The 23,978-nt window shown below is 43.8% G+C and carries 22 protein-coding genes; 8 read left to right on the top strand and 14 right to left on the bottom strand.

Translation table 11 applies throughout. The features are described from left to right. Positions 1 to 16: 16 nt before the first annotated feature. Positions 17 to 790, bottom strand: a complete 774-nt coding sequence (locus tag ACT3QR_RS03730) for a LysE family translocator (RefSeq protein ID WP_444520046.1) — start codon at positions 788 to 790, stop codon at positions 17 to 19. 229 nt (positions 791 to 1,019) lie between these two features. On the opposite strand from ACT3QR_RS03730, the gene ACT3QR_RS03725 reads away from it, so the two are divergent. Then, on the top strand, positions 1,020 to 1,820 hold the full coding sequence (locus tag ACT3QR_RS03725) for a crotonase/enoyl-CoA hydratase family protein (protein ID WP_444520045.1): 801 nt from the start codon (positions 1,020 to 1,022) through the stop codon (positions 1,818 to 1,820). Between the two features lie 193 nt (positions 1,821 to 2,013). Here the strand turns inward: ACT3QR_RS03725 and ACT3QR_RS03720 are convergent, their stop codons facing one another. Continuing rightward, positions 2,014 to 2,865: a hypothetical protein gene (locus ACT3QR_RS03720; protein ID WP_444520044.1), complete on the bottom strand. Its 852-nt coding sequence runs from the start codon at positions 2,863 to 2,865 to the stop codon at positions 2,014 to 2,016. A gap of 435 nt (positions 2,866 to 3,300) precedes the next feature. Between ACT3QR_RS03720 and ACT3QR_RS03715 the strand changes: the two genes are divergently transcribed. Beyond that, positions 3,301 to 4,482, top strand: a complete 1,182-nt coding sequence (locus ACT3QR_RS03715) for a MalY/PatB family protein (RefSeq protein WP_444520043.1) — start codon at positions 3,301 to 3,303, stop codon at positions 4,480 to 4,482. A 106-nt stretch (positions 4,483 to 4,588) separates the two neighbouring features. Here the strand turns inward: ACT3QR_RS03715 and ACT3QR_RS03710 are convergent, their stop codons facing one another. Then, positions 4,589 to 6,448 carry a BCCT family transporter gene (locus tag ACT3QR_RS03710; RefSeq protein ID WP_444520042.1) on the bottom strand — a complete coding sequence of 620 codons (1,860 nt, stop codon included), beginning with the start codon at positions 6,446 to 6,448 and terminating at the stop codon, positions 4,589 to 4,591. Positions 6,449 to 6,906: 458 nt separating this feature from the next. On the opposite strand from ACT3QR_RS03710, the gene guaA reads away from it, so the two are divergent. Then, positions 6,907 to 8,517, top strand: coding sequence for a glutamine-hydrolyzing GMP synthase (guaA, locus tag ACT3QR_RS03705; protein ID WP_444520041.1), 1,611 nt, complete (start codon positions 6,907 to 6,909; stop codon positions 8,515 to 8,517). A gap of 109 nt (positions 8,518 to 8,626) precedes the next feature. Here guaA and soxR read toward each other — a convergent pair whose 3' ends face one another. After that, on the bottom strand, positions 8,627 to 9,076 hold the full coding sequence (gene soxR, locus ACT3QR_RS03700; protein ID WP_444520040.1) for a redox-sensitive transcriptional activator SoxR: 450 nt from the start codon (positions 9,074 to 9,076) through the stop codon (positions 8,627 to 8,629). 184 nt (positions 9,077 to 9,260) lie between these two features. On the opposite strand from soxR, the gene ACT3QR_RS03695 reads away from it, so the two are divergent. Beyond that, a complete protein-coding gene (locus tag ACT3QR_RS03695; RefSeq protein WP_444520039.1) occupies positions 9,261 to 9,782 on the top strand; it encodes an NADPH-dependent FMN reductase in 522 nt (173 codons plus the stop codon). 76 nt (positions 9,783 to 9,858) lie between these two features. On the opposite strand, the gene ACT3QR_RS03690 is transcribed toward ACT3QR_RS03695, so the two are convergent. From ACT3QR_RS03690 to ACT3QR_RS03675, 4 genes are all read right to left on the bottom strand, one after another. After that, positions 9,859 to 10,707: an HNH endonuclease gene (locus tag ACT3QR_RS03690; RefSeq protein ID WP_444520038.1), complete on the bottom strand. Its 849-nt coding sequence runs from the start codon at positions 10,705 to 10,707 to the stop codon at positions 9,859 to 9,861. Between the two features lie 199 nt (positions 10,708 to 10,906). Beyond that, positions 10,907 to 11,911, bottom strand: coding sequence for an oxidoreductase (locus ACT3QR_RS03685; protein WP_444520037.1), 1,005 nt, complete (start codon positions 11,909 to 11,911; stop codon positions 10,907 to 10,909). A gap of 194 nt (positions 11,912 to 12,105) precedes the next feature. Then, complete coding sequence (locus tag ACT3QR_RS03680; RefSeq protein WP_444520036.1) at positions 12,106 to 13,083, bottom strand: zinc-binding dehydrogenase; 978 nt, start codon at positions 13,081 to 13,083, stop codon at positions 12,106 to 12,108. A 271-nt stretch (positions 13,084 to 13,354) separates the two neighbouring features. Beyond that, complete coding sequence (locus tag ACT3QR_RS03675) at positions 13,355 to 13,609, bottom strand: DUF2798 domain-containing protein (RefSeq protein WP_444520035.1); 255 nt, start codon at positions 13,607 to 13,609, stop codon at positions 13,355 to 13,357. Between the two features lie 299 nt (positions 13,610 to 13,908). Here ACT3QR_RS03675 and ACT3QR_RS03670 point away from each other — a divergent pair, with 299 nt between their 5' ends. After that, on the top strand, positions 13,909 to 14,628 hold the full coding sequence (locus tag ACT3QR_RS03670; protein ID WP_444520034.1) for an aspartate/glutamate racemase family protein: 720 nt from the start codon (positions 13,909 to 13,911) through the stop codon (positions 14,626 to 14,628). Between the two features lie 24 nt (positions 14,629 to 14,652). Here the strand turns inward: ACT3QR_RS03670 and ACT3QR_RS03665 are convergent, their stop codons facing one another. The 5 genes from ACT3QR_RS03665 to ACT3QR_RS03645 all read right to left on the bottom strand — a co-directional run bounded on the left by ACT3QR_RS03665 (position 14,653) and on the right by ACT3QR_RS03645 (position 19,188). Next, entirely contained in the window at positions 14,653 to 15,696 is a 1,044-nt protein-coding gene (locus ACT3QR_RS03665) for an NAD(P)H-dependent flavin oxidoreductase (protein ID WP_444520033.1), read from the bottom strand. Between the two features lie 396 nt (positions 15,697 to 16,092). Continuing rightward, a complete protein-coding gene (locus ACT3QR_RS03660; RefSeq protein ID WP_444520032.1) occupies positions 16,093 to 16,470 on the bottom strand; it encodes a DsrE family protein in 378 nt (125 codons plus the stop codon). Between the two features lie 180 nt (positions 16,471 to 16,650). Then, positions 16,651 to 17,193, bottom strand: coding sequence for an acyl-CoA thioesterase (locus ACT3QR_RS03655; protein ID WP_444520031.1), 543 nt, complete (start codon positions 17,191 to 17,193; stop codon positions 16,651 to 16,653). A 59-nt stretch (positions 17,194 to 17,252) separates the two neighbouring features. Further along, on the bottom strand, positions 17,253 to 18,356 hold the full coding sequence (locus tag ACT3QR_RS03650; protein ID WP_444520030.1) for a YheT family hydrolase: 1,104 nt from the start codon (positions 18,354 to 18,356) through the stop codon (positions 17,253 to 17,255). Between the two features lie 229 nt (positions 18,357 to 18,585). Continuing rightward, positions 18,586 to 19,188 carry a YigZ family protein gene (locus tag ACT3QR_RS03645; protein WP_444520029.1) on the bottom strand — a complete coding sequence of 201 codons (603 nt, stop codon included), beginning with the start codon at positions 19,186 to 19,188 and terminating at the stop codon, positions 18,586 to 18,588. Positions 19,189 to 19,385: 197 nt separating this feature from the next. Between ACT3QR_RS03645 and ACT3QR_RS03640 the strand changes: the two genes are divergently transcribed. Beyond that, positions 19,386 to 20,090, top strand: coding sequence for a pseudouridine synthase (locus ACT3QR_RS03640; RefSeq protein WP_444520028.1), 705 nt, complete (start codon positions 19,386 to 19,388; stop codon positions 20,088 to 20,090). A 393-nt stretch (positions 20,091 to 20,483) separates the two neighbouring features. Next, positions 20,484 to 21,548, top strand: coding sequence for a disulfide isomerase DsbC N-terminal domain-containing protein (locus ACT3QR_RS03635; RefSeq protein WP_444520027.1), 1,065 nt, complete (start codon positions 20,484 to 20,486; stop codon positions 21,546 to 21,548). Between the two features lie 158 nt (positions 21,549 to 21,706). On the opposite strand, the gene ACT3QR_RS03630 is transcribed toward ACT3QR_RS03635, so the two are convergent. Continuing rightward, positions 21,707 to 22,525, bottom strand: a complete 819-nt coding sequence (locus ACT3QR_RS03630) for a DUF2939 domain-containing protein (protein ID WP_444520026.1) — start codon at positions 22,523 to 22,525, stop codon at positions 21,707 to 21,709. A 249-nt stretch (positions 22,526 to 22,774) separates the two neighbouring features. Here ACT3QR_RS03630 and dnaJ point away from each other — a divergent pair, with 249 nt between their 5' ends. Beyond that, positions 22,775 to 23,911, top strand: coding sequence for a molecular chaperone DnaJ (gene dnaJ / locus ACT3QR_RS03625; protein ID WP_444520025.1), 1,137 nt, complete (start codon positions 22,775 to 22,777; stop codon positions 23,909 to 23,911). Positions 23,912 to 23,978: the final 67 nt, after the last annotated feature.

Below are 23,978 nucleotides of genomic sequence, written 5' to 3'. Positions count from 1 at the left end.
GCCGCAAACAAACGTTTTATCGGTTACGTAAAATGAGGTTTAATCCCAATACTATCATCGCTGTACCTAATACGCGGTCAATCCAATGCTCAAACCTTTGAAAGCGGCGGTGAATAGCAGGGATAGAGAGTAGCATTACGACCGTACTAAACCATGACATCTGTAAGATCATCATCCATACGCCATAAATAGCCAGTTGCCAAAGCGGTATGTCAGGCGACAATACAAGCGTAAAGATGGCGACGAAATAGACAGGCGCTTTTGGATTAAAGACATTACAAAAGAATCCTCGACGCAATGTAGCAAAGGTTGATTCGCTATTGCTCGGTGGTTTTTTGATAGTGGCTGCTTTAGTTGGGAGGTTGGTTTGGCTGGTGAGCGTATCTTGTGAAAGGTGAGCGCTGGAGCTCACTTGTAAGTCTGCGCTTTCTAACGGGTTTGCGCCTTCTAAAGGATGCGTTTCTCCTAAAAGATCGGCTGTGGCTAAATCTGCTGGTTTTTTAGGCTTGGCTTGGATACCTTGCCATCCCAAATAAATCAGATAGCCGCCGCCCAACCATTTAATAGTGGTCAATAACGGCTGCGAGTGAGCAATGACCGTCGCCAGTCCCAATACCGAATAGATGATATGCACGGCAAGACCTAAGGTAATACCGAGACTACAAATCAAACCAGTGCGTCGACCTTTTGCCAATGTCTGCTGCGATACTAAGACAAAGTCAGGCCCTGGTGAGGCGGCAGCGAGTAGGTGGACGCTGGTGATAAGCAAAAAACCATGCCAAAATTCCATAAAATGCTCTGAACCATATTTAGACCTGCAACATAGTTGCACTTATCGTAAATGAGGTCAACTTTTATCGATTTTTGCACTATGCGAGTCATCTCTATTGCTTGTGTTATAGAACGAGGGTGTCTATATTAAAGGTGACTTATCGCTCAATCTCTAAACATAAATTATCGAGATTTGACTATATAACCACTCATTATATGCCAATGATTATTTGAACAAGGATGAAACCATGACTACGGACAGTAACAGCACAGACAATCGCATCACTTATGACACGCAAGGCCATGTTTGCCTTGTCGGGCTCAATCGTACTAATAAACGTAACGCCTTTGACAGTCATATGATCGGGCAGTTGTCTGATGCGATGACTCGCTACGAGCAAGACGACAACTTACGCTGTGCACTGATATTTGCCTATGGTGATCATTTTACCGCTGGGTTGGATTTGGTCGAACTACAAGACAAGCTAAACGATGGTGTATTTGAGTTTAATGACGATCAAATCGACCCATGGGGAATTAGTGGAAAACTGCGTACCAAACCCGTGGTCGTAGCGGTCAAAGGCACCTGCTTTACCGTGGCTATTGAGCTGATGCTAAATAGCGACGTGGTCATCGCTAGTGATAACTGTAACTTTGCACAAATGGAAGTACAGCGCGGCATCATGCCATTTGGCGGTGCGACGGTACGTTTCGTCGAGGCAGCAGGTTGGCAAAAAGCCATGCCATATCTACTCACTGGTAAAGCATTCGATGCGCAAACGGCTGATAGACTGAATTTAGTCAGTGAAGTGGTGGCAAATGGGACTGAGTACGAGCGTGCATTGACGCTGGCACAAGAGATCTGCAAAGCCGCACCTTTGGGTGTGAGAGGCGCATTGTCGTCAGCACAAGATGCCAGCCGTAATGGTGCAGCGACTGCATTGGCTAATATCCATAGCTATCTACCACCGCTGTTTCATTCAGAAGATGCCAAAGAAGGTGTGATGGCGATGGTTGAGAGACGTGAGGCTGAGTTTAAAGGGCGTTAATACTAATATGGTTTAAGAGTTATTTCTCATACGCAAAAGTTAAAAGGTCGATATGTGGAGTTATCTTTTAAACTTCCGTAAAAGTCCTCTTTAGTCGAACGTATCACCCAAAAAAACCTCGCAGTCGCGAGGTTTTTTGTTTTAGCTAGTATGACTAACCATACTAGCGTCAGTGTTAACCGCTCAACTATAGTTATTTAGCTGATTTATAGTAATCAACCATCATCGTACCTAGCGTGCCATTGTCATCGATTGTGACGATTCTGACGGTACCTGACTGTGCTGCAGTGCTTGACTGAACTTGGCCTGCATTACCTAAGACAACTTGGTTGTCTTTAGATGCTTTTGCCTCGTTACCGATAGCGATACTATTCATACCGCCTGCCATAGACTTGTTACCCACTGCTACTGAAGTTGCGCCTTGTGCCATAGCTGCTTCACCGACAGCAGTAGAGCGAACACCACTAGCATCAGCTAGATGACCAAATGCCTGTGCACGTTCAGCAGTGGCTTTTGATTTCCAGCCGATAGAGGTTGAGCCTAGCCCCGCGGCATTGGCTTCACCGCCGACAGCCGTTGCTGAATTTAGACCCGCATTGGCTTTATTACCGACAGCAACGGTATCATTGTTGCCACCTGCCATAGCTGCTTCACCGACAGCGGTAGAGCGAACACCGCTAGCGTTGGCTAGATGGCCAAACGCTTGCGCGCGTTCAGCAGTGGCTTTTGACTGCCAGCCGATAGAGGTTGAGCCTAGACCAGCAGCATTGGCTTGACCACCGACAGCTGTTGCTGAGTTTAGACCTGCATTGGCTTGACTGCCGATAGCGACGGTATCGTTGGTACCACCAGCCATTGCCGCCTTACCAAGCGCGATGGCAGTACTACTAGTAGCACTTGTGGTAGTTTGGGCATCTGACATTTTATGATCAGCGCCTGTTGCCATAGTTGTGCATGCCGTAGTTGCGGCGATGGCTAACGTAATCGCACCAACTTTGAGCGTTGTACTGTTAAGTGCTAGGTTTGATAGAGAGTCCATTTTCATTATGCATAGTCCTGTAAAAAAGCCATAGTAGCTTTAGGGTGGGTTTATAAGTGGCTTGATATCATCAGATAAATATAGTCAATCTTATATAAATGAAATACGTTGTCAGGTTTGCTTAGCCTACTATTTTTAGCAGTTACACTTACCTTCCTTGCATCTAAATTATCTTGAACCGACTATAATTATCATACGGTGATGACATTAGTTCCATTTAGTAGTTTAGATTAACTATACACCTTTCACATTAACTTATAATGACAGCTCAAGCAATAAATACTCTACACCTTCAAAAAGTAGTTAAGCGGATTATTCAATAGTCATGGTTTAAAACACGCTAACTATTCGTGTATCTATACAACAACCATAAAGCCATTGGCGATGACGCCCTTCATGTTGTACCCTAAACCACTATTTTTATAATTAAGAAGAATACCAATGCAATACAACTTTGATGAAATAATCGATAGAAGTAATACAGGCTCACTCAAGTGGCACTATACCGATAACACGATTCCGCTATGGGTCGCAGACATGGACTTTAAAGCCGCCCAACCTATTTTAGATGCAGTTGAGCAAATCGTGCAGCACGGCATATTGGGCTATACCAAACCTACCGATGCCCTGTATGACTCAATTATTCAGTGGCATGGCAGTCGTTATGATTTGCCGCTGAAAAAGCAGAATATATTGTTTTCCCCCGGTGTCGTACCAAGCCTAGCGCTAATGATGAATGTCTTTACCGAAGTAGGTGAGGCAGTACTGGTCAACGATCCTATTTATACGCCGTTTATGAGCAAGGTTGAGCAGAATGGTCGTCGGCTCATAACCTCAGCGTTACAAGAGGTTGAGGGTAGATATCAGCTGGATTTGGCTGATATCGAAGCCAAAATTATCGAGCATGACGTTAAGCTTTATCTGCTGTGTAACCCGCAAAATCCAGGCGGGCGCGTATGGACGACAGACGCGTTAGAAGCACTGCTTACGATTTGCAAAAAGCACAACGTAGCAATTGTCAGTGATGAGATTCATCAAGATTTGGCCTTGACTGGTTACACGTTTACGCCATTTCTAACCCTAGCTAAAGGCTATGAGCATAATGTAGTCAGCCTGACATCGATGACCAAAACTTTTAACATCGCGGGTATCAAAGGTTCTATGATATTTGCGACAGACGAAGCATTGGTCCAAAAAATCAGCCAACAGCAGCAGTTAAATGACGAATACGAGCTGAATCTATTTGCTTATACAGCGATGCGTGTGGCTTATGAGCAGGGCGGTGAGTGGCTGACGCAGGCGCTGAGTTATATCGAAGCCAATATCGAGTTAACGGTGCAGTTTTTAAATCAGCATTTGCCTAAGATTAAGGTCATGCGTCCAGAAGCTTCGTACTTGATTTGGATAGACTGCTCGGCGTATGGTCAAGATGATCAAGTACTATATAACACACTGCGAGCTGCCAAGGTTGAGCTGAGCGCAGGATATAAATACGGTGAGGAAGGGCATCTCAAAATGCGTATTAACGTGGCCTGTCCTAGAGCATTGCTACTCGAAGGATTAAATCGTATGCATATGGCATTGAGTGAAATGACATTGGGCGAATCAGCCGAAGCTATATAATTGACTGGTATAGCGTACAAATAAAAAGGCTGGACTATCGATATAGTCCAGCCTTTTTTAGTTTTTTTGAATAATATCAAACGGCAATCATTGTGACGCTCAATGATTAACTATTATTTTCAGGGTTCTCAGCATTTTCAGTATCCTCACGCATCTGCTCCCACTCTTCATTTTGATGCAGGACTGAGCCCTCTAGTGCTTCCGAGGTTTCGCCTTCTTCCCACGGCGCATTGTCAGGTAGCTCTTCGATATGGATGGTTTTGACACTGTAGTCAGGTTGATACTCAAGGTCATATCGAGCGGCTTTAATCACAGATATCATCATCATACCCAAAATAATGATGAGCGGTGCACCAGCGAAAATAGACGCGGTTTGTAAAGTTTGCAGATCTCCTAAGAACATCAAAGTAGCGGGTAATAAACATAAAGTGAATGCCCAAAACAAGCGATTCCAACGATGCGGCTCATCATCCACTTCTTTTTGGACGACAGACGCCAATATATAAGAGATTGAGTCAAAGGTTGTGGCAGTAAAGATAACCGATAAAAAGGTAAATACCGCGATGACTAAATAAGACATCGGCAAGCTATTTAAGATAGCAAAGATGGCAGCGGTTGGAGATTCGTTATTGAGTACCGCCACTACATCGACCGCCCCCGTCAACTGTAAATACAGACCATAATTGCCTAAGATAATCATAAACATAGCACAGCCAAGCGAGCCATAAAACATTGACCCTAGTACCATATTGCGTATCGTACGACCTCGCGAGATTTTGGCAATAAACAATCCAATCGTTGGCGCAAATACTAACCACCATGCCCAATAAAACACCGTCCAATCTTGCGGGAAGGTTGTGTGTTCAAAACCGAACTCTGGGAAGTCTTTGAATGGCTCGATATACGTCATCATGCGTGGCATTTCAGTGATAGAGCGCCCGATAGCCTCTAACCCAGTATTCAAGATAAAGACAGTTGGACCGACAACCAAAATGAATAATAAGAAAATGACAGCCAAGTAAAAGTTGATGTTGGAGAGCTTTTGGATACCGCCTTTTAGCCCTTGATAGGCGCTATAAGCAAAAATTATAGTAGTGACTAATAACACGACAATCTGCATCGTGGTGTTACGTGGCAAACCAAATAGATTGTATAACCCTTCATTGATCAGTGGAGATGCTAGACCGAGCGTTGTGGCGCCACCACCAACCATGCCGAAGATAAACAATACATCTAATAACTTGGCCCAGTTGCTGCTTGCTAGCTTTTCCCCCAATAATGGCATGAGCGTTTGGCTAACTTTAAGCACAGGTTTTTGACGTACATAATAAAAATAAGCGATAGCCACAGCAGGCACTAAGTAGATAGACCAAGCCACAGGCCCCCAGTGAAAAATCCCGTAGGTAGTCGCCCAGCGAATGGCGTCAGGTGAGCCGCCAGGTAAGTTAAAAGGAGGACCTTGATAATAATATGCCCACTCAATCAGACCCCAATAAAGGATACTGGCACCAATACCACCGCAAAATAACATGGACGCCCAAGAAGCGTCTGAAAACTCAGGTGTTTCTTCTGGGCGGCCTAGTTTGATCTTACCGATATCAGATATTACGATGTAGATCACAAACATTATGGATAGCGCGCCGAATGTGAGATAAGCAAAGCCAAAGTTATCTACTACAAAGCTGCGAGCTATACCGACCCAAGCCTTACCCTGCTCAGGGAACAGTATCAAAGGTATGGCGATACTAAAAAGGATAACCAGCACCATAAAGAAAGTGAATTTATCAATACGAGTATCAGGTACGTGGTCAGGTCGCCACTGTGGTACTGACATACCGACATCAAAAGTGCCTAGATGCGGAGGACTATGATGCTTTGATCGCGCCTTTACGTAATCTGGCAGGTATTCTTTTGAGAGTTTGCTTGTGTCCTTATTTGGATTTTGATCGTTATTCGTGTTGCTCATGTTATTGTCTCTTTATATTTGACGTTACTGTTTTAGCTTAATCAGCGCTCCTAGAATTAGAAATTCCTTTTTTTGTACGTGTTATATGGCCCATTATGAACATTGGGGTATTCGAAAAATTATCGTCGTCTACAGTGTCTGACCAGTTAGACAATACTAGACAGGCACTATTGTATGATTGCTAATTCAATCGTTATACCTACAATCAATAGTAGATTGACGATAGGTATAGTAACGGCAAATGGAAGATTTTGTTTGATTGGTTTCATATATCACCTTAATCAATAGGTTTTAGTTTTACTCAATACTGGTCTTTCGACCGATTATTTTCCCGATTTTATTTTTCATGAATTTAAATATTTATGCATAACTGTTAATAATTAACCATCTAATAGCCAATAGAGGGCGTAAACTTGTTAAAATAGGGCACCAATTTATCTATTGATGGATATCGATTTATGACCACTGCTGCTGCCACTCCTGCAATCAAAGAAGATCGCATCTTAATCCTCGATTTTGGCTCGCAATATAGCCAGCTGATCGCCCGCCGTGTGCGCGATTCTGGGGTATTTTGTGAGATGTTCCCTTATGACATCGACACTCAGCGCATCATCGACTTTGGCGCAAAAGGCGTCATCTTGTCGGGTGGCCCTGAGAGCGTCCATGCAGAAAACAGCCCACGTATCAATGACGCGGTGTTTGAGCTAGGCGTGCCAGTATTAGGTATCTGCTACGGTATGCAAGCGATGGCAGATCGTTTCGGCGGGCAAGTTCATGCCAGTGATATTCATGAGTTTGGTGCTGCGACCATTGATGTCACTGGTCATTCGCAGCTGACTGACGGTATCGAAGACAGCAAGACTGAAGGAAACGCATCTAAACTCAATGTTTGGATGAGCCATGGCGACAAAGTCATCGAAGTGCCTGAAGGTTTTGACATCGTTGCTAGCACGCCAAGCTGTCCAATTGCGATTATGGCCAATGACGACAAGCAATATTATGGTTTACAGTTTCATCCAGAGGTAACGCATACGCTACAGGGTCAAGAGTTGCTTGGTCGTTTTGTCCATCAGATTTGCGGCTGTGCTGGCGATTGGACACCAGACAACATCGCTGATATGCGTATCGCCCAGTTAAAAGAGCAAATCGGTGACAAGCAAGTATTGCTTGGTTTATCTGGCGGTGTTGATAGTTCAGTGGTTGCTGCGCTATTGCACAAAGCAATCGGCGATCAGCTGACTTGTGTGTTCGTTGATAACGGTCTATTGCGTCTGCACGAAGGCGACCAAGTGATGCAAATCTTTGCAGAAAACATGGGCGTAAAAGTCGTGCGTGTCGATGCTGAGGATTTGTTCTTAGATGCGCTAGCAGGCGAGTCTGATCCAGAGAAGAAACGCAAAATCATCGGTAAAACCTTCATTGACGTATTCGCTGATAGCGCGCGTCAGGTGAGTGAGCAGAGCGACGGACAAGTCGTTGAATTCTTGGCACAAGGTACGATTTACCCAGACGTGATCGAATCTGCTAAGTCGCATCAAGGCAAAGCACATGTCATTAAGAGTCACCATAACGTAGGCGGTTTGCCAGATGACTTGGCATTTAAGCTGATTGAGCCATTGCGTGATTTGTTCAAAGACGAAGTACGTAAACTAGGTATTACGCTTGGCTTACCTGCCAAAATGATCTATCGCCATCCGTTCCCAGGTCCAGGTTTGGGCGTGCGCATCCTTGGTGAAGTTAAGAAAGAATACGCTGATGTATTGCGTTTGGCTGATGCCATCTTTATGCAAGAGCTTGAGCGTTCAGGCTGGTATGACAAGACAGCACAAGCATTTGCCGTGTTCCAACCTATCAAGTCTGTCGGCGTGGTCGGCGATGGTCGCCGCTATGCATGGGTAATCGCGCTACGTGCGGTTGAGACTGTAGACTTTATGACGGCTCGCTTTGCGCATCTGCCGTACGATTTGATCGAGACGGTATCGAATCGCATTATGAACGAAATCGCTGACGTATCACGCGTGACGTATGATGTGTCGAGCAAGCCACCTGCGACGATTGAGTGGGAATAATCACTCCTTAAGTACCACTGTTAGCTATAGAAAAAGCCCACGATAGCGTGGGCTTTTTTATGATATTTTTAATGCTAATAAGTCATAAAAAACGGCTATCAACTCAAAATTACTCCGTCATCAAACGTGGCCCTACGCCTGTTTCACCCAGCTCGTCATAAGGGTTAAGCAGTTTGCAGCGTTCCAGTGATAGGCAGCCGCAGCCGATACAGTCGCTCATCATATTCTTCAGCTCAGTCAGCTGAACAATCTTGCGATCCAATTCCGCTTGCCATCTGAGCCCCAACGCTTCCCAATCTTTAAGCGTGATGCGAGTGTGATTGGGCAGCTCATCAAGCTCTAGCAAAATCTCCTCTAAAGAAAATCCCGTACGCTGCGCCACTTGAATCAATGAGACGATACGGATGACATGCTTTGGATATTGTCTATGATTGGCGTTGTTCCTTTGACTTTTTATTAGTCCTTTACGTTCATAAAAATGTAGCGCAGACACCGCTACGCCTGTTCTTTCGCTTAGCAGACCGACCGATATCCAATCAGGCGTGAGTCTTTTTTGCATTTTTTTCTTGACCTCAACTTAGGTTTAGGTCGCACAATAGTCCCTATTCGAGATGAATACAAGCACAAACGCGCAAAAACAACTGGTGATAAACATCATCAGCCTGTTAGATTCTTTGCGTGTTATACCTTTTACTGATAATGACGCTACCTGAAATATGGTAGGCAAACATAAGGATTTTATAATGAACGTACTTGCCTTTGGCACCAGCAACAGCAGAAACTCTATTAACCAAAAATTGGCACGTTATAGCGCCGCGCAAATCGACGATGCCGATGTGACGCTACTCGATATTCATGATCTTGAGATGCCAATCTTTAGCGAAGAGCGTGAGAAAGAGAGCGGCATCCCACAATTTGCCCATGATTTTTATCAAGCGATTGGGGACGCTGACGCTGTTATTATTTCATTTGCTGAATACAATGGCTCATATACGTCCGCGTATAAAAACCTGTTTGACTGGGCGTCACGCATCGATATGAAAGTTTATCAAGACAAGCCAATGATTATGCTTGCTACATCACCAGGATCTAGCGGCGCGCAAAGTGTGCTTGCTGCAGCTAAAGGCTCAGCGCCGTTCTTTGCCGCTGATGTCAAAGGTGCATTGTCATTGCCCAACTTCTTTGATAATTTCGATGTTGAGACAGGACAAGTGACAGATGAGACGTTTAATAAGCAACTGAATGAGACTATCAATAAGTTATAAGACTTAAACAGTTGTGATAGGCAATAAAAAAACACTCAACTTGGTTGGGTGTTTTTTTGTCCTAAAGTTAAGCGTTTCACTGATTAAGTTCTGCTTCGATAGCAGCAACTTCGTTTATCAACTGACTATTAAATTCTAAATGATTTAAAGAATAGTGTGCTCTTCGATGGCAGGTAGGACATAGAGCAATAACGTTTTGAGGTACGTCCGGACCACCATCGGCCAATCTAGTTAAATGATGGACTTCAAGGTAAGGTCCAGACTTAGTTTCAAATGGAGCTATCTCGTTACACCCTTCGCATATGCCATTAGCTCTGTTCTTAGCATAAAGTTTAATTGCTCTACTACGGTTTTGGATAGACTGAATTTTTTCTTGTGTACTTCCTTGGGTTGGCGTTGAAATTAAAGCAATCTTTCGTAATTTTTGTAATGACTGGCCTTTGCTAGGCTTAGTAATGTACATCGCTTTAGGTGATTCAACTGTTTTAGAAATTAGAGTTTGAGCTGCATTAATATTTTGAGTATTAACTATATCTAGATGGAAAATGATAGCCTCGCGAAGATTACCATTTCTATCTGGCCGCTCTTCAGTATGGTGAAAAATATAATTGCATGTTCCTAAAAGCCGTACATAACCTCGCGATGTATATTCAAAGAGTAGGATTTCTTTATTGTTTTTTTGATGATCGCGAATAGCTAAATTACCTTTAGACATTTTCATGTCACCCTCTTGTCCTTCACCTGTGTATTTAAAGGTACCATTAGGATCGAAATCGTCAATATATCCATACTCGTTACCAGAATCACCTGTAAATATAAATATGTATGGATGAGCGGCAGGAGTAGCTATACCACCATATTGTTGGCCCTTATATCTACCGTGTATATCAGCACGCCTATTATAAACTTTCCCTATTTCAAACAATTTAACTTCCTTATTACTAATATTCTATGAAGATAATATAGTAAACTTAAGTTTATTAAAGTCAATTCGTGTTTTTCGACTTTTTATCCTAAGTTTCAACATGAATGAATTTTCTATTGTTTATATGCCAAAAAAAGCGGTGCTCTTTTAGATAAAGAGCACCGCTACTATTTATAAAATTCGACCTTAAACTAAAATTTTATCCCTTCACATTTACCACATAACGCCCAACCACTTTGCTAGACATAAAGCGATCCAAGTATTCTGGCGTTTGCTCTAGTGTAATCTCTTCACCATAGCTCTCAAGATTGGGCAGTTTCATATCAGTGGCGACACGTTTCCAGATAGCTTTTTTATCAGCCAATGGGATATAGACCGAGTCGATACCTAGTAGCGATACTGCTCTAGTGATGAATGGCATGACCGTCATGGAGAACTCAGCGCCGCCCGCTAGACCACAGCTCGTCACCGCGCCGCCCGCTTTAGTTTGTTTAAGCAAATTAGATAAGTAGTCGCCACCAATGGTATCAATGGCGTTTGCCCACAGCTCACGGCCGACAGGTTTATTACCGATTTCATTAATAGTATCACGATGACGTACTTCGCTCGCGCCAAGCTCTTTTAAATGCTCGCTTTGCTCTGGTTTACCTGAGAAGGCAATCACCTCATAGCCAAGCTGCTTTAAGATAGCGATACTGATCGTACCCACGCCGCCAGTTGCGCCAGTGACAGCGACTGGGCCATCACTTGGTTTTGCGCCCATTTTCTCTAGCTTTTGCACACTCAGCGCTGCGGTTAGACCGCCAGTACCATAGGTCATTGCTTCTTTTAGCGTCAGCGTTTCTGGGCAAGGTAGCGCCCAATCTGCTGGTATTGATATCATTTGACCGAGTCCACCATCTGTATCCATACCGAGATCATAGCCGAATACCAATACCTCTTGCCCTGCGCTAAACGTGCCTGATTTATCACTGACGACCACGCCAGCGGCATCGATACCTGGGGTATGCGGGTACTGTTTGGTGATTCTTTTATTGCCCGTGGCTGACATGGCATCTTTAAAGTTTAACGATGAGTAATGTACTTCGATGAGCAAGTCATTCTCTGGTAAATCACTGATATTGCGTTCTTTAATGCTCTTTTTAAATTCACCATCACTGGTCTCTTCGACGACTAAGGCTTTGAACGTTGTATCGTTTGACATGGTTATATCCTTATTAAGTTTTATTGTTTGTGTTTATTAATAACGGTACGGCGATGCTATTACAGCTTCGCCATAATTGAAGCAACACCGCTAAAAAAAGCCCACGGTATTATCTGATGAGTAATACAAATGGGCTTTCTTATACTTTCTAATACCACGGTTTTTTTGCTCGCATTACGAGGCAAGTATAGGGATTAAGGCTTCAAAAGAACTTTACCTTTTTTGCTCGATTGTACTTTTCCAGAGACAGCAGTTGTGATGTCATCTAGACTATAAATAGCTTCGATAGGTAGCTTTAGATCGCCATTTGAAGCGCGCTCTAGTAGTTCATCTATCAGACGTTGTTTGTTATCAAGGTCCATTTCTTGGCTGGTTTTGCTGCCCCAGAACCCTTTTACCACAGCTTGCTTAAAGATTAAGCTACCAGCGTCTAGTGCCATTGGCTTGCCTGACATGATACCAAATGAGACCAGCGTTCCTTTGCTGCCAAGTAGCGATAGTAGCTCGTTGCTCGATTCGCCACCGACTGAATCGACGGCTGCGGTAATCTTGTCATCACCAATGATGGCTTTGACTTGGTCTTTCCAGTCGTCATCAGCAGTGACGACATTGTTTTTGATATCAAGTGCTGTTAGCTCCTCGAGTGAGTCTTTACTACGCACCAGATTGATTGTATTCACACCGCGTGCTGCAGCGAGCATGGCTAGCGTTTTACCAACGGCGCCATTTGCTGCGTTATGAATAATCCATTGGCCGCTATCGACTTCTAGGAACTCTAACAGCATCAAAGCAGACAATGGCATGGCAATCAGCTGTGCAGCCAGTTCGTCTTTGATACTATTAGGCATGTTAAATACCATACTGGCAGGAGCGACAAAATACTCTGCCCACGTTTCGTGCACACTGGCACAAGCCACACGTTGGCCAACACTAAACTCTGTGACATCATCACCTACGGCATCAATAATGCCTAATGCTTCACTACCACCGATGGCTGGCATCTCAGGCTTATAGCCATATTGTCCACTCACGGTCAGCATGTCATGGTTGTGAATAGGGGAAAGGATAGTTTTGATACGGACTTCGTTTGCAGCTGGCTGCGGCATAGGACTGTCGCCCACGCTCAATACGTCGGAGGGTTTACCGAAACTGTTATGAATAGCACTACGCATGATAATTTCCTTTATCTATGAATTTATATATTTATAAGTATATTAAAAGTATGAATAACTGATGATAAAAACAACATCGTCAAGGCTATTCATTAGTATGTTGTTCTTTGAGTAAAAACAATACCACGTTAATAACGCTCGTAGGTTATCGACTCACAAAGTTACTATACTTAAAAATAGACTGGTCGTCTAGATAGTAGATACATTCGCGCTAAATGGATTTGTTTATAGAAAGCTTGGCTTACATCAGTAATATTCTAAGTAGTGCTGTTTAGTAGAACTCAATACGGCTGAGCAGATGTTCCTGTACGATGTACGCGCAAATATAAGCACTTGGCCACGCAAACATAAAGGCCAGTCCCCAGGAGTGCATCAGCTCCATAAAGAAACCCTCGATGAATCCTTGTTTTACTACTAACAATGCGGTCGAAATAATGAACGACATCATCATCGCCATAATGCCAGTAAAGATAAGGCGATAGTATTTGCGCCGTGTGCGTATCCTGATAGTGGGGAAGTTGGCCATAGTATTTGGTTGTCCTGCATAGTGTTAGCTATGCCCAGCCTACGGTGCGGGCATATGTTGTATATATAATAGTTAGGTAATGAGTAGTCATAATAGATAGGGTGATAACTACCAGTGTTCATCATACTCTGTGAAGTCGGACGGGTAAAATCGTTATTATCAATAGTAGGATTTGCTCTATTTTAATAACACTATTGTTTTAGTAACATTGTTGTCTTAAGAGCTATTATCAAACAGCGCGTTCTCAGCAGACGATTTTGCTACTATAAATAAGACTAAAAAGATTCTAGGAGTATAGTATGGCAGCTCAAAAACAACGAGACTCTCAGCAGAAAACACTAGGTATCATCGGTGGAATGAGTTGGGAGAGTACCGAGAGTTATTATCGCCTCATTAATGAAGGTATCAAGGATAAGCTAGGCGGCTTACATTCAGCAGACTTGTTGATTCATAGTGTCGACTTTGCACCGATTGGCGAGATGCAAGCAGAAGGAGCGTGGGCTGAGCTTGGCGCAATGATGGTAAGTAGTGGCGAGCGACTGCAAGCGGCTGGTGCCCAAGGGTTATTAATGGCGACAAATACTATGCATAAAGTGATCAGCGATGTTGAAGCCGCGACCAACCTACCGATTATTCATATTGCTGACGCTACTGCTAAGGAGATTGAGAAACAGGGTCTGACCAAAGTTGTGCTACTTGGTACGCAGTTCACCATGACTCAAGATTTTTATAAGCAGCGTTTGATCGATGCAGGCTTGCAAGTACTGTTACCAGAAGATGAGGCGAGAGCAGAGGTGCATCGTATTATTTATGATGAGCTGTGCAAAGGACAGATACTCGACAGCTCACGCCAGTATTATCGCCAAGTCATTACCGATTTGGCCAACGAAGGGGCAGAAGGTGTGATATTAGGCTGTACAGAGATTGGCTTACTTATCAAACAAACTGATAGCCCCATACCTGTATTTGACACCACGGCTATTCATGCAGCCGCGGCGGTAGATTTTTTATTAAAGTAGTGTGGATAATAAAAACAGGCAAACCTATAACGCTTTAACCAAGCGCTCAAGGAGTTCAAGCGTGCTTTCTTGTTTGACCAAAGCCACCCCTTGTCCTGCCCATAAAGACAAATGTTCTGCATCCATGTTCTGAGACGCATGAGCTCGCATAAATTTGGTCATAGCGTTTAATTGTGGATAGGGTGGTAGCGTATCAGCGCTTTCAAATTCGGCAAAATCACGTAGATAGTCATTCAATAAGCCACGAGCGAGCTTACCTGAGAACAGACGCGTTAATCGCGTTTCTGAGCTGCGCTTATCTTGACTGGCATCAAGTAGCGCTTGTTTATAAGTATCATTAATACCGCATTTGTCTGTAGTCAAAAACGCTGTCCCTATTTGTGCCAGCTCAGCACCAGCCGTCTGAACCGCTTTGATGGCTTGACCATTCATAATGCCACCCGCTGCGATCAATGGAATGTCGGTACAGGTACGCGTTTGGGTAATTAGTGTCAATAGCCCCAATGGATCGCTCTCACTTTGCGGCAACCAACCACCGCGATGTCCGCCAGCTTCGACCCCTTGTACACATACCGCATCTGCACCAATATCTGCCCATGCCTTCGCTTCTAATGGGTGGTTGGCGGTGCCGATGACGAGTGTACCGAGACTTTGCAGACGTTGGACTTGCTCTGCACTGATAATGCCAAAAGTAAAACTGGCGACGGGCACAGGGTTGTCATAGAGCACTTGTAGCTGCTCTGCGAAATTCTGAGCAGGGCATTCAGGTAGTGTAAATTCAATAGTGTTGTCTTGATAGTACTTACTTAGCCAAGCAGGGAGTTCGGTATCAATGGTCGTATACTCCTGCTTGGAGAGTACCATCAGGTTGATCATAAAAGGTCGGTCGGTGAGCGATTTAATGGTATCAATTTGGCTGGTTAAAACATCTGGTGCCGTCATGCCAGATCCTAATGATCCCAGTCCGCCAAAGTTACTCACCGTCGCCGCCAGTTCAGGTGTGGTTGCACCTGCCATTGGTGCTTGAACGATAGGGTAGGAGAGGTTCAGGGTAACAAGTAAGCTCATGACTGGCTGCCTTTTAGTAAAGTGTTTGCATGGCTTACTGTAGCAGAGGAAAGTGGTGCGCGTGTTAGATAGTGTTTATTTAGTTGCTGAATAAAGTGGTGTGTTGTGACTACGAAGTTGTAGTTAAGATAGCTGACTATAAAACTGTAGTTAAAGCTTATTAATACATATACTTGAGATTACTAAATATCTAGCCAAAGAAAGTTGAAATAAATAATGAAACAAAATACCTAAAGAGATTTTGATGGCTTCTCTATTACTTAGTTTTAACTTCTTATAATCTACTGAATTTTATGAAAACTGCAAATAAAATAGGCCAGCTTCCAGGTTATCCAAAACGATAACAACGAAAACTGACCTACTTTTATATTCTTATAAACTGATTTTGCTTATCTTTTAATTCAACTGCAAAGACCCTTTGGCATTCATCAGTAGCTCAACCACATCATCACCGCTAATCACTTCAAAACGCTTATCAACATCTGATTCTTCTACACCGTTGTGTTTCATACAAGCGCCGCAGACCAATACTTGACCACCTTTTTCGATAAAAGCTTCTAGTAACTCCCCAGCAGGTTCAAACGGATCGCCGATATCTACGTTGTCTAGCGCATTTGGTTTTGCCAGATGCACCGCATCTACCATGAGTATGACAGTGGCAGAATGGCCTTTCTTCAGTGCCACACCTGCCATGGTAAACGCTAAGGTAATTTTGCTTGGATTTGATTCACTATTATCAAATAATGTGCCGACATAATCTGTTGTGTTAGCCATGTTGTTCTCCTTATAAGACTATATTTATTTTGTCTGAGTATGTACTCACTACTATCCTAGCATTTATTATACGTATTTATATAATGTATTGTTATGCAATAGTAGTCATAAAGTTACTTACTTGTGACGTGCTCTTGAGTAATATTCAGTAGAGCCGTTTTTAGCTAAGCTAGCTTGATATTACTCCGTCGGCGGCCATGGGCGGTCGGCATCACTCTCGATCCATTCAGCCACATAACCGGTTGGCGGTAGATCCCAATCAGACTGTCCCAATGCGGCCAATACTTGTGCCGTGTCGATTACTCTACCACCCTTTGTTACACCTGTACGTAGTAGGCCAGATGAGCAAGGCTTACCTTTGACCCACATTGATTGCTCGATGTAGAGCCAGCGCGCATCGATACCGACGATTTTAGTCTTGAGCGTGACTTTTTGAAAGGCGCGAATACGCTTACGGTATTGAATAGTGCTGCCAGCGATCACCAACCCCCAACGTTGTTTTAACAACTGCTTGCCAAGTCCAGTCCGTACTGCAAAGTCCATACGTCCCAAATCATAAAGTGTGAATACGCGACCGTTATTCATCTCCAAAAAATTATCGATATCAGATAAGCGGCAGCGAAATTGAATCTCGCTAGTGTCTTTGAAGGTTAGTGTGTCACCTTTTTTTGCTTTTAGGGCAGCATGAGCGATAGTGCTAGCATAACGGATAAATGGGTACATAAAACACTCTCAAAAGTTTATAAACGTTGGCGTTATTACTATTTCATTGATGACAATGGTTATTTGTCGTTAGAGACCATAGCCTGAGAGGGTTCGCCAGTAGAAGCCACACCAATCCAATTAAAATAAGCGCTGACGGTTTCGGGTATCCAATTGATATCGAACTTTGAAGTTTTGGACTCTTTATCACTAGTGACAGAAGATTTGCTTTTGGCCTGCCCGTTGTCTGAGCGATAACGCAAATAACCAATATGTCCACCGTGGTCAGTATCTAAGATAGTGACACTCTCAGAGACATCATTTGGTGTCGCTGTGAAGCCGATAAACGGATCATCTTTTGCACTGATGAGCAGCAGAGGGTGAGTGACGTTGCGCAAATAGGGCATGGCGGATGCGGTGTGGTAATAGTCATTTTTAGAGCGATATCCGTGGCGCGGCGCGGTAAAGATATCATCAAAATCACTGATACGATTGGATGATTTGATAGCGTTGATTTCATCTTGCGTGAGATCGTTTGCCAATGCTTTCTTGATAATGGGGTTAAGCAAATACGGCGTATAGATACGATGACTCAAAAAACTGTGCATAGTAATAGCCGCTGAGGACATGTCGACTGGTGCGGAAATAACCACTGCGCCTTTACATAGGACCTTATCCTCGTATTCGCCCATGTACTTGGCCAGTGCATTACCACCTAATGAGACACCGACCGCATAGATATTGGCATACTGCTCGTGTAAGTTCTGTAGCGCATGATGTACTTCATCCGTATCTCCCGCGTTATAAAACACCTTGCCACTGGCAGGAATACCGCCACAACTGCGAAAGTGGGTGACGACAAAGTGCCAGCCTTGCGCATGGATTTGGTGCGCTAGCGCACGAGCATAATGACTGTCACTACTACCTTCCATACCATGAAATAGTACGATTAACGGTGCTTGCTCAAGCTCAGCGTCTGTTGATTCTGCTATAGGGTGCGCATCATAAAAGTCATAGGCAATATCGCTCTCGTCCAATGAGTCTTTTTCGACCACGCGGCGATAGGTTGGAGCTTTGGGTGCAAAGAATTTAGGTAAGATGCTTTGTAGATGTGGATTGGTCAGCCAAAATGGCGGTTTAAAAGGTGCTGGAGAGAAAGGTTTGATCGAGTTGGAAGCTGACATAAATGGCTCTTATTTAATTATTGTCAAAAAGCAATGCCTTATCATACCGAGGCTAATACTCAAAACCAATGATTTTCAGTGAACGCATGATTACTGAAAGCAGCTACTAAAAATCGTTTACCGAGAAACAGCTATTTAAAAAAGCCAACGAGTAAGCACATTGAAAAAAGAACTGTCTCAAGCGGCTAATGACTGAAACAGCTGATGGTAGTATCCAGTTAAATTCATTTTAATTTTCTGGCTTATCCAATACTCGACCATCCATTGCTAAGCGCTCTTTTAAGTCGTCGACATCTACTTCAGCGAGTGTGGCAGTTAAGGTCACTTGCTTACTGTATGCAACATCATCGATATGACCGCCAAGACTCTCTATCATATAGCGGCATTGCGCTTCAGTTGCAAACTCTGCCAGTATTTGAACCTGTGTCATCGGTACATAGGGATTTAGTACCATCTCATCGACTGCCGCTTGAGCAGAGCCTGCATAAGCACGGGTGAGACCACCAGCACCCAATTTGATACCACCGAAGTAACGTACGACGATGACAATCACATTGCCGATAGACTTATGCTGCAGCACATTCAATATTGGACGACCCGCCGTACCGCTTGGCTCGCCATCATCATCGAAACCTGCACTAGTGGTGTTATCAGGATCACCGATAATATATGCCCAGCAGAAATGACGCGCATCAGGATATTGCTCGCGTAGTTGTTCCACGTGAAACATTGCTTGCTCACGAGAGGTTACTGGATAGGCGTAAGCGATAAACTCAGATTTTTTGATTTCTAGGCGCGTAGTAACAGCACGTTTTAGCGTTTGATAGCTCATATTTCATCAGGCTTAGGTTGGATATGTTAAACTGGTCTGACTTTCACTGGCTTCTGTATTGGGCGCAGTGTTCATTTAATTTTTCATTATAGTACCATTTCTAACCATCGAAGATAACGCGTCGCTCACGGCTGAGTGCTGGTGTCGTTAGTTTCTGATTTAGGGCTGGTATAATAAAACCGATGGTAGTAAATAGTATGCGTTTAGATAAATTCATTAGTAAAGCCACCGAGCTGTCGCGCAAAGAATCAAAAAAGATCATGCACGCAGGTGAGGTTACCGTAAACGATCAAGTGGTCAAAGATCCTGGTCTACATGTCGATGTCGTCAATGATGATGTGATGTGGGCAGGCGAGCCATTGTCGGTCGCTGCTGGTAATCGCTATATCTTATTGTATAAGCCTGAAGGCTTTGAATGTACGCTCAAAGTTAAAGAGTATCCAATCGTTACCGAACTGATCGCTGTGCCAGAATTAGGTAGCCTTCGTATCGCTGGACGTCTCGATGTTGATACCACTGGTGCGTTGCTGATGAGTGATGACGGCGGTTGGCTACATCGCGTCACCAGTCCTAAACACGAACATGCAAAGGTATATGAGCTCACTTTAGCAGATGCTATGGATAGTGACGCACAAGAAAAAGCCATCAAAAAAGTGGCTGAAGGTATCTTGCTTGAGGGGGATTACGAGCCAACCAAACCGGCGACTCTTGAATTCATTGATGAAAAACATGCACGCCTGACATTAGAGCAGGGCAAATACCATCAGGTCAAACGTATGATGGGTTACTTTGGCAATCGAGTCACGGAACTGCACCGAGCCAGTATCGGTCATATCAATCTAGAAGGCCTAGAAAAAGGCGATAGCCGTTTCTTGACGTCAGAAGAAGTCGCCAAATTCTAAGAGGTAGTAGAGATAGTATAGATAGGCACTGAATCAGCTAAGTCTTTGCATTGATACTTGTATTGAAATTATCGTTTCAAGCCCATTAGCAGCCATTATATAGTGGCTGCTTTTTGCGGTCTGCTATCTTGTATTTATGTCTATTGTCTACCTGTGTTGCCTATCTCTTAAAGCTAAGTAGCAATTTTGCGACATTAACCATTTAGCGCTTTGCAAAACTATCCTATATGCTACAGTCTTTTTATCTATATTTTTATAACAGACAACCCTTAAACTATTTTCAAAAATTCAACTAGTAAGAAAATGGATTGCTACCTTTGAGTTAATGGTGGCTTTGGAATTGGGGTTAATATCGAAAACCGTCATTATCAAAAACCAGATAGGAACCCTTCTGTGACATTACCTGTATTAAAGTCTGCCAGTCTAATCAGCGTCATACTACTAGCAACCACTGCTTGCGCTCAGCCCAGTTCAGCAGATGCTAATAGCAACAACGTAACGAAAAACGCCACAAATTCGCAAGCAACCCAAGCAGTGAGCACAACTGTCGATAAGCGATTGCGCCAAATATTGACCCAAGCAGGCATCAAAACACAGATCACTTCTATTGTGCCATCTAAACTGCCTAATATGTATCAAGTAAGTTTGGCTGGGCAATTGCCACTACATATCACCGAAGATGGTCGTTACGTCATCCAAGGCGAGCTACAAAAGAACCCAAGCGAACGTGTCGTGATCGAAACGCCTGCTCGCAGTACGAGTGCGCAACTGGGCAAGCCGGTTAGCGCCAGCACGAAATCAGACATATTGGCCAATATGTCTGCGCTCAAAAACATGAGTGCCAAAACGCCATTCTTTTATACCGCAGTACCGGGCGTCATTTGGGGTGCGACGTTAGAAGGTGTGCCTTTCTTATTATCAGATGATGGTCAGTACATTACCGATGGCGAGATATCAGTCATCGAAAATGGTCAGTTTGTTGGACTTGATGAAGAGTTCGAAGCGCTGAAAAACCAGTCTGTGTTTGAGACATTGGATAAAAGCCAGCTAATTACTTATCCAGCGACCAGCACTGAGAGAGCCGTTATCTATGTGGCTGATGATGTGAATTGTCCTTACTGCCGCCGACTGCATCAGCAAGTGCCATCGCTGAATGCAAAAGGCGTAACGGTTAATGTCATCGGTTATCCGATATATGAGGCGTCACCGAAGCAGATGCGTGGTATCTGGTGTCAGGCCAACGAAGACAGTCGCCGTCAGGCATTTGACAAAGCGATGCTACAGGGTGAAATGACACCTGCACCAGCCAGCTGTAATACAGATCATGTGACGCCCAATCGTGAAAAAGCTGCTGGATTGGCTGTGATGGCAACACCTGCAATCTATCGTGAAGATGGTGTGCTATACCAGGCAAGTTTTGAGAGTCCAGAGTTTTTAGAGTTTTTAGGCGTTGAGTAATCGGTTGGTGTGATCAAGTGCTTTAACAGTTCAAAGCTTTAAGGTATTAGTCTGTTAGGTAGAACTATAAAAAACCGCCTTATGAACTGCTTCATAAGGCGGTTTTTTTTATAGTTCTATTCAAAAATTTCCGCATCTCAAAAGCTATCTTAAATATCTTATGGCAAGACGATATCAACGATTTTCCAGTTGATAAGCCCTTCACGCTGCATCTCGATAGTGAGAGGATAGCCTTTCACTTGACCGCTAATACTAAAGCAATTGATACCACAGTAGCTGAGCGTTGGTTTTTCACTGTCATTACCTTGGGCTACTTGCTGCTCAAGTTCTGCAGCTTGTTTTTTCATGACTTGCTGCATTTGGCTTTTGACCACCGCATCGACATCACCGCGCTGAATAATCAAACTTTGAATCAGGTTTTTCAAGTCAACTTGATCGCTAGCGATGGCCCATGCTGCCGCTAGCTCTTTGGTTGCTGTATTGGCCTGACCTTGGGTATTAATAACCTTTTCGATATTCTGCGGCGTGATGGCCCCTTCAACTGCCTGCGCGATGAAGCCGTTCGCTGCTTGGGTCAACGCATCACCACCTAACTCGGAGATTAGCGGATACTTAGTCATGGTCGTTGCAAATTGGCTGGTTAGCTGGTTTTGGACACTTGGTTGCACTTGATCATAATCAATAGCCGCTGCAATCGTGGCACCGTCCTTATCGTCGTAAGCATTTTTGAGCTGATAAGCGCTATAGTAAGGCGAGCCTGCATACACTGCTATCGCAATTATGATGAATAGAATAACCAGCTTTTTCATAAGACTTGATACCTTGTCGCAAGCGTCATCACTATGAGTTTGAATGACCGTAGATGTGGTGACAAATATTAGCATGACTGGACACGGCTCAGGTACGAAAAGCTTTGCAGTAACCTTAATAAATCGTTTGTCTTTTGCCAGGGTAGGATCAACGGCTAATTTCATCATTTAAGATCTTGATAAATCAGAAGACCATCTCCATAAATAGCGCAAACTTTTTATAATTGATTTGGCTAAGCAGCCTTTACCGTATTTGTTGGTTAAGTCTAGATATGATCGTTTTATAGCATTGCGACCTATTATGTTTCATGTGAAACGTTATACATGTCTAGTGCGTAAGAATAACGATTAGTATCATTGTTAATTGAGCTGATGATTTGACTGACCGGTGTGGCTGTAAAGACGATAGGAGAGAGCATGAGTAAGCGCGATTTTTATGAAGTATTAGGTGTCAGCAAGACCGCTGACAGCAAAGAAATTAAGCGAGCCTACCGTAAGCTTGCCATGAAATACCATCCAGATCGCAACTCTGATGATCCTGATTCGGAAGAAAAATTCAAAGAAGCTTCAATGGCTTATGAAGTATTGAGCGACGAAGAAAAACGTTCAGCCTACGATCGTATGGGCCATGCAGCCTTCGAAAACGGTATGGGTGGCGGCGGCTTTGGCGGAGCGGGCGGCGGAAACTTCCAAGATATCTTTGGCGATATCTTCGGTAATTTCGGTGATATCTTTGGTCAGCAGCGTGGCGGCGGCGGTGGGCGTTCGCGTCGTGGCTCTGACTTACGTTATGTGATTGAGCTTACATTAGAAGAAGCCGTACGTGGCTGCAAAAAAGAAATCAGCTTCACGGCTCCTGCGCCTTGTGATACCTGTGATGGTAAAGGGGCAAAAAATGCCTCTGATGTTGTAACCTGTCAGACTTGTCATGGCCAAGGTCAAGTACGTATGCAGCAAGGATTCTTTGCGGTACAGCAAGCTTGTCCTCATTGCGGCGGTACTGGTAAACAGATCAAAAACCCTTGCCCAGACTGTCATGGTAATGGCGTAAAAGACAAATCACGCACGCTAGAAGTCTCTATCCCTGCAGGTGTTGACGATGGTGATCGCGTCCGTCTAGCAGGCGAAGGTGAAGCAGGCGGCGCTGGTGTACAAAATGGCGATCTATATGTCGAAGTACGTGTCAAACAGCACAATGTCTTTACCCGTCAAGGCGCGGACCTATATATGGATGTGCCAGTAAGCATCACTGATGCGGCATTGGGCAAAGAAGTCGAAATTCCAACCTTAGATGGTAAAGTAAAAATCAAGGTGGCAGAAGGTACGCAAAGTGGTAAGTTACTACGTGTACGCGGCAAAGGTGTAACACCAGTGCGTACTACCATGAAAGGTGACTTGATTTGCCGCGTGGTTATCGAAACACCTGTTAATCTGACTCGTGAGCAAAAAGACTTGTTACGCCAATTCCAAGATACTTTGGATGACGATAGCAAGCACCAACAGTCGCCACATAAAAAATCATTCTTCAAAAAAATCGGCGATTTATTCGATTAAGAATGAGCCAAACTAATTAGTAAATACTCAATTAAGCCCAAAGGTTTCATGTGAAACCTTTGGGCTT

Source organism: Psychrobacter sp. AOP7-B1-25 (assembly GCF_052376195.1).
Taxonomy (GTDB): Bacteria; Pseudomonadota; Gammaproteobacteria; order Pseudomonadales; family Moraxellaceae; genus Psychrobacter.
This window is presented reverse-complemented; position numbering and strand designations above follow the sequence as displayed.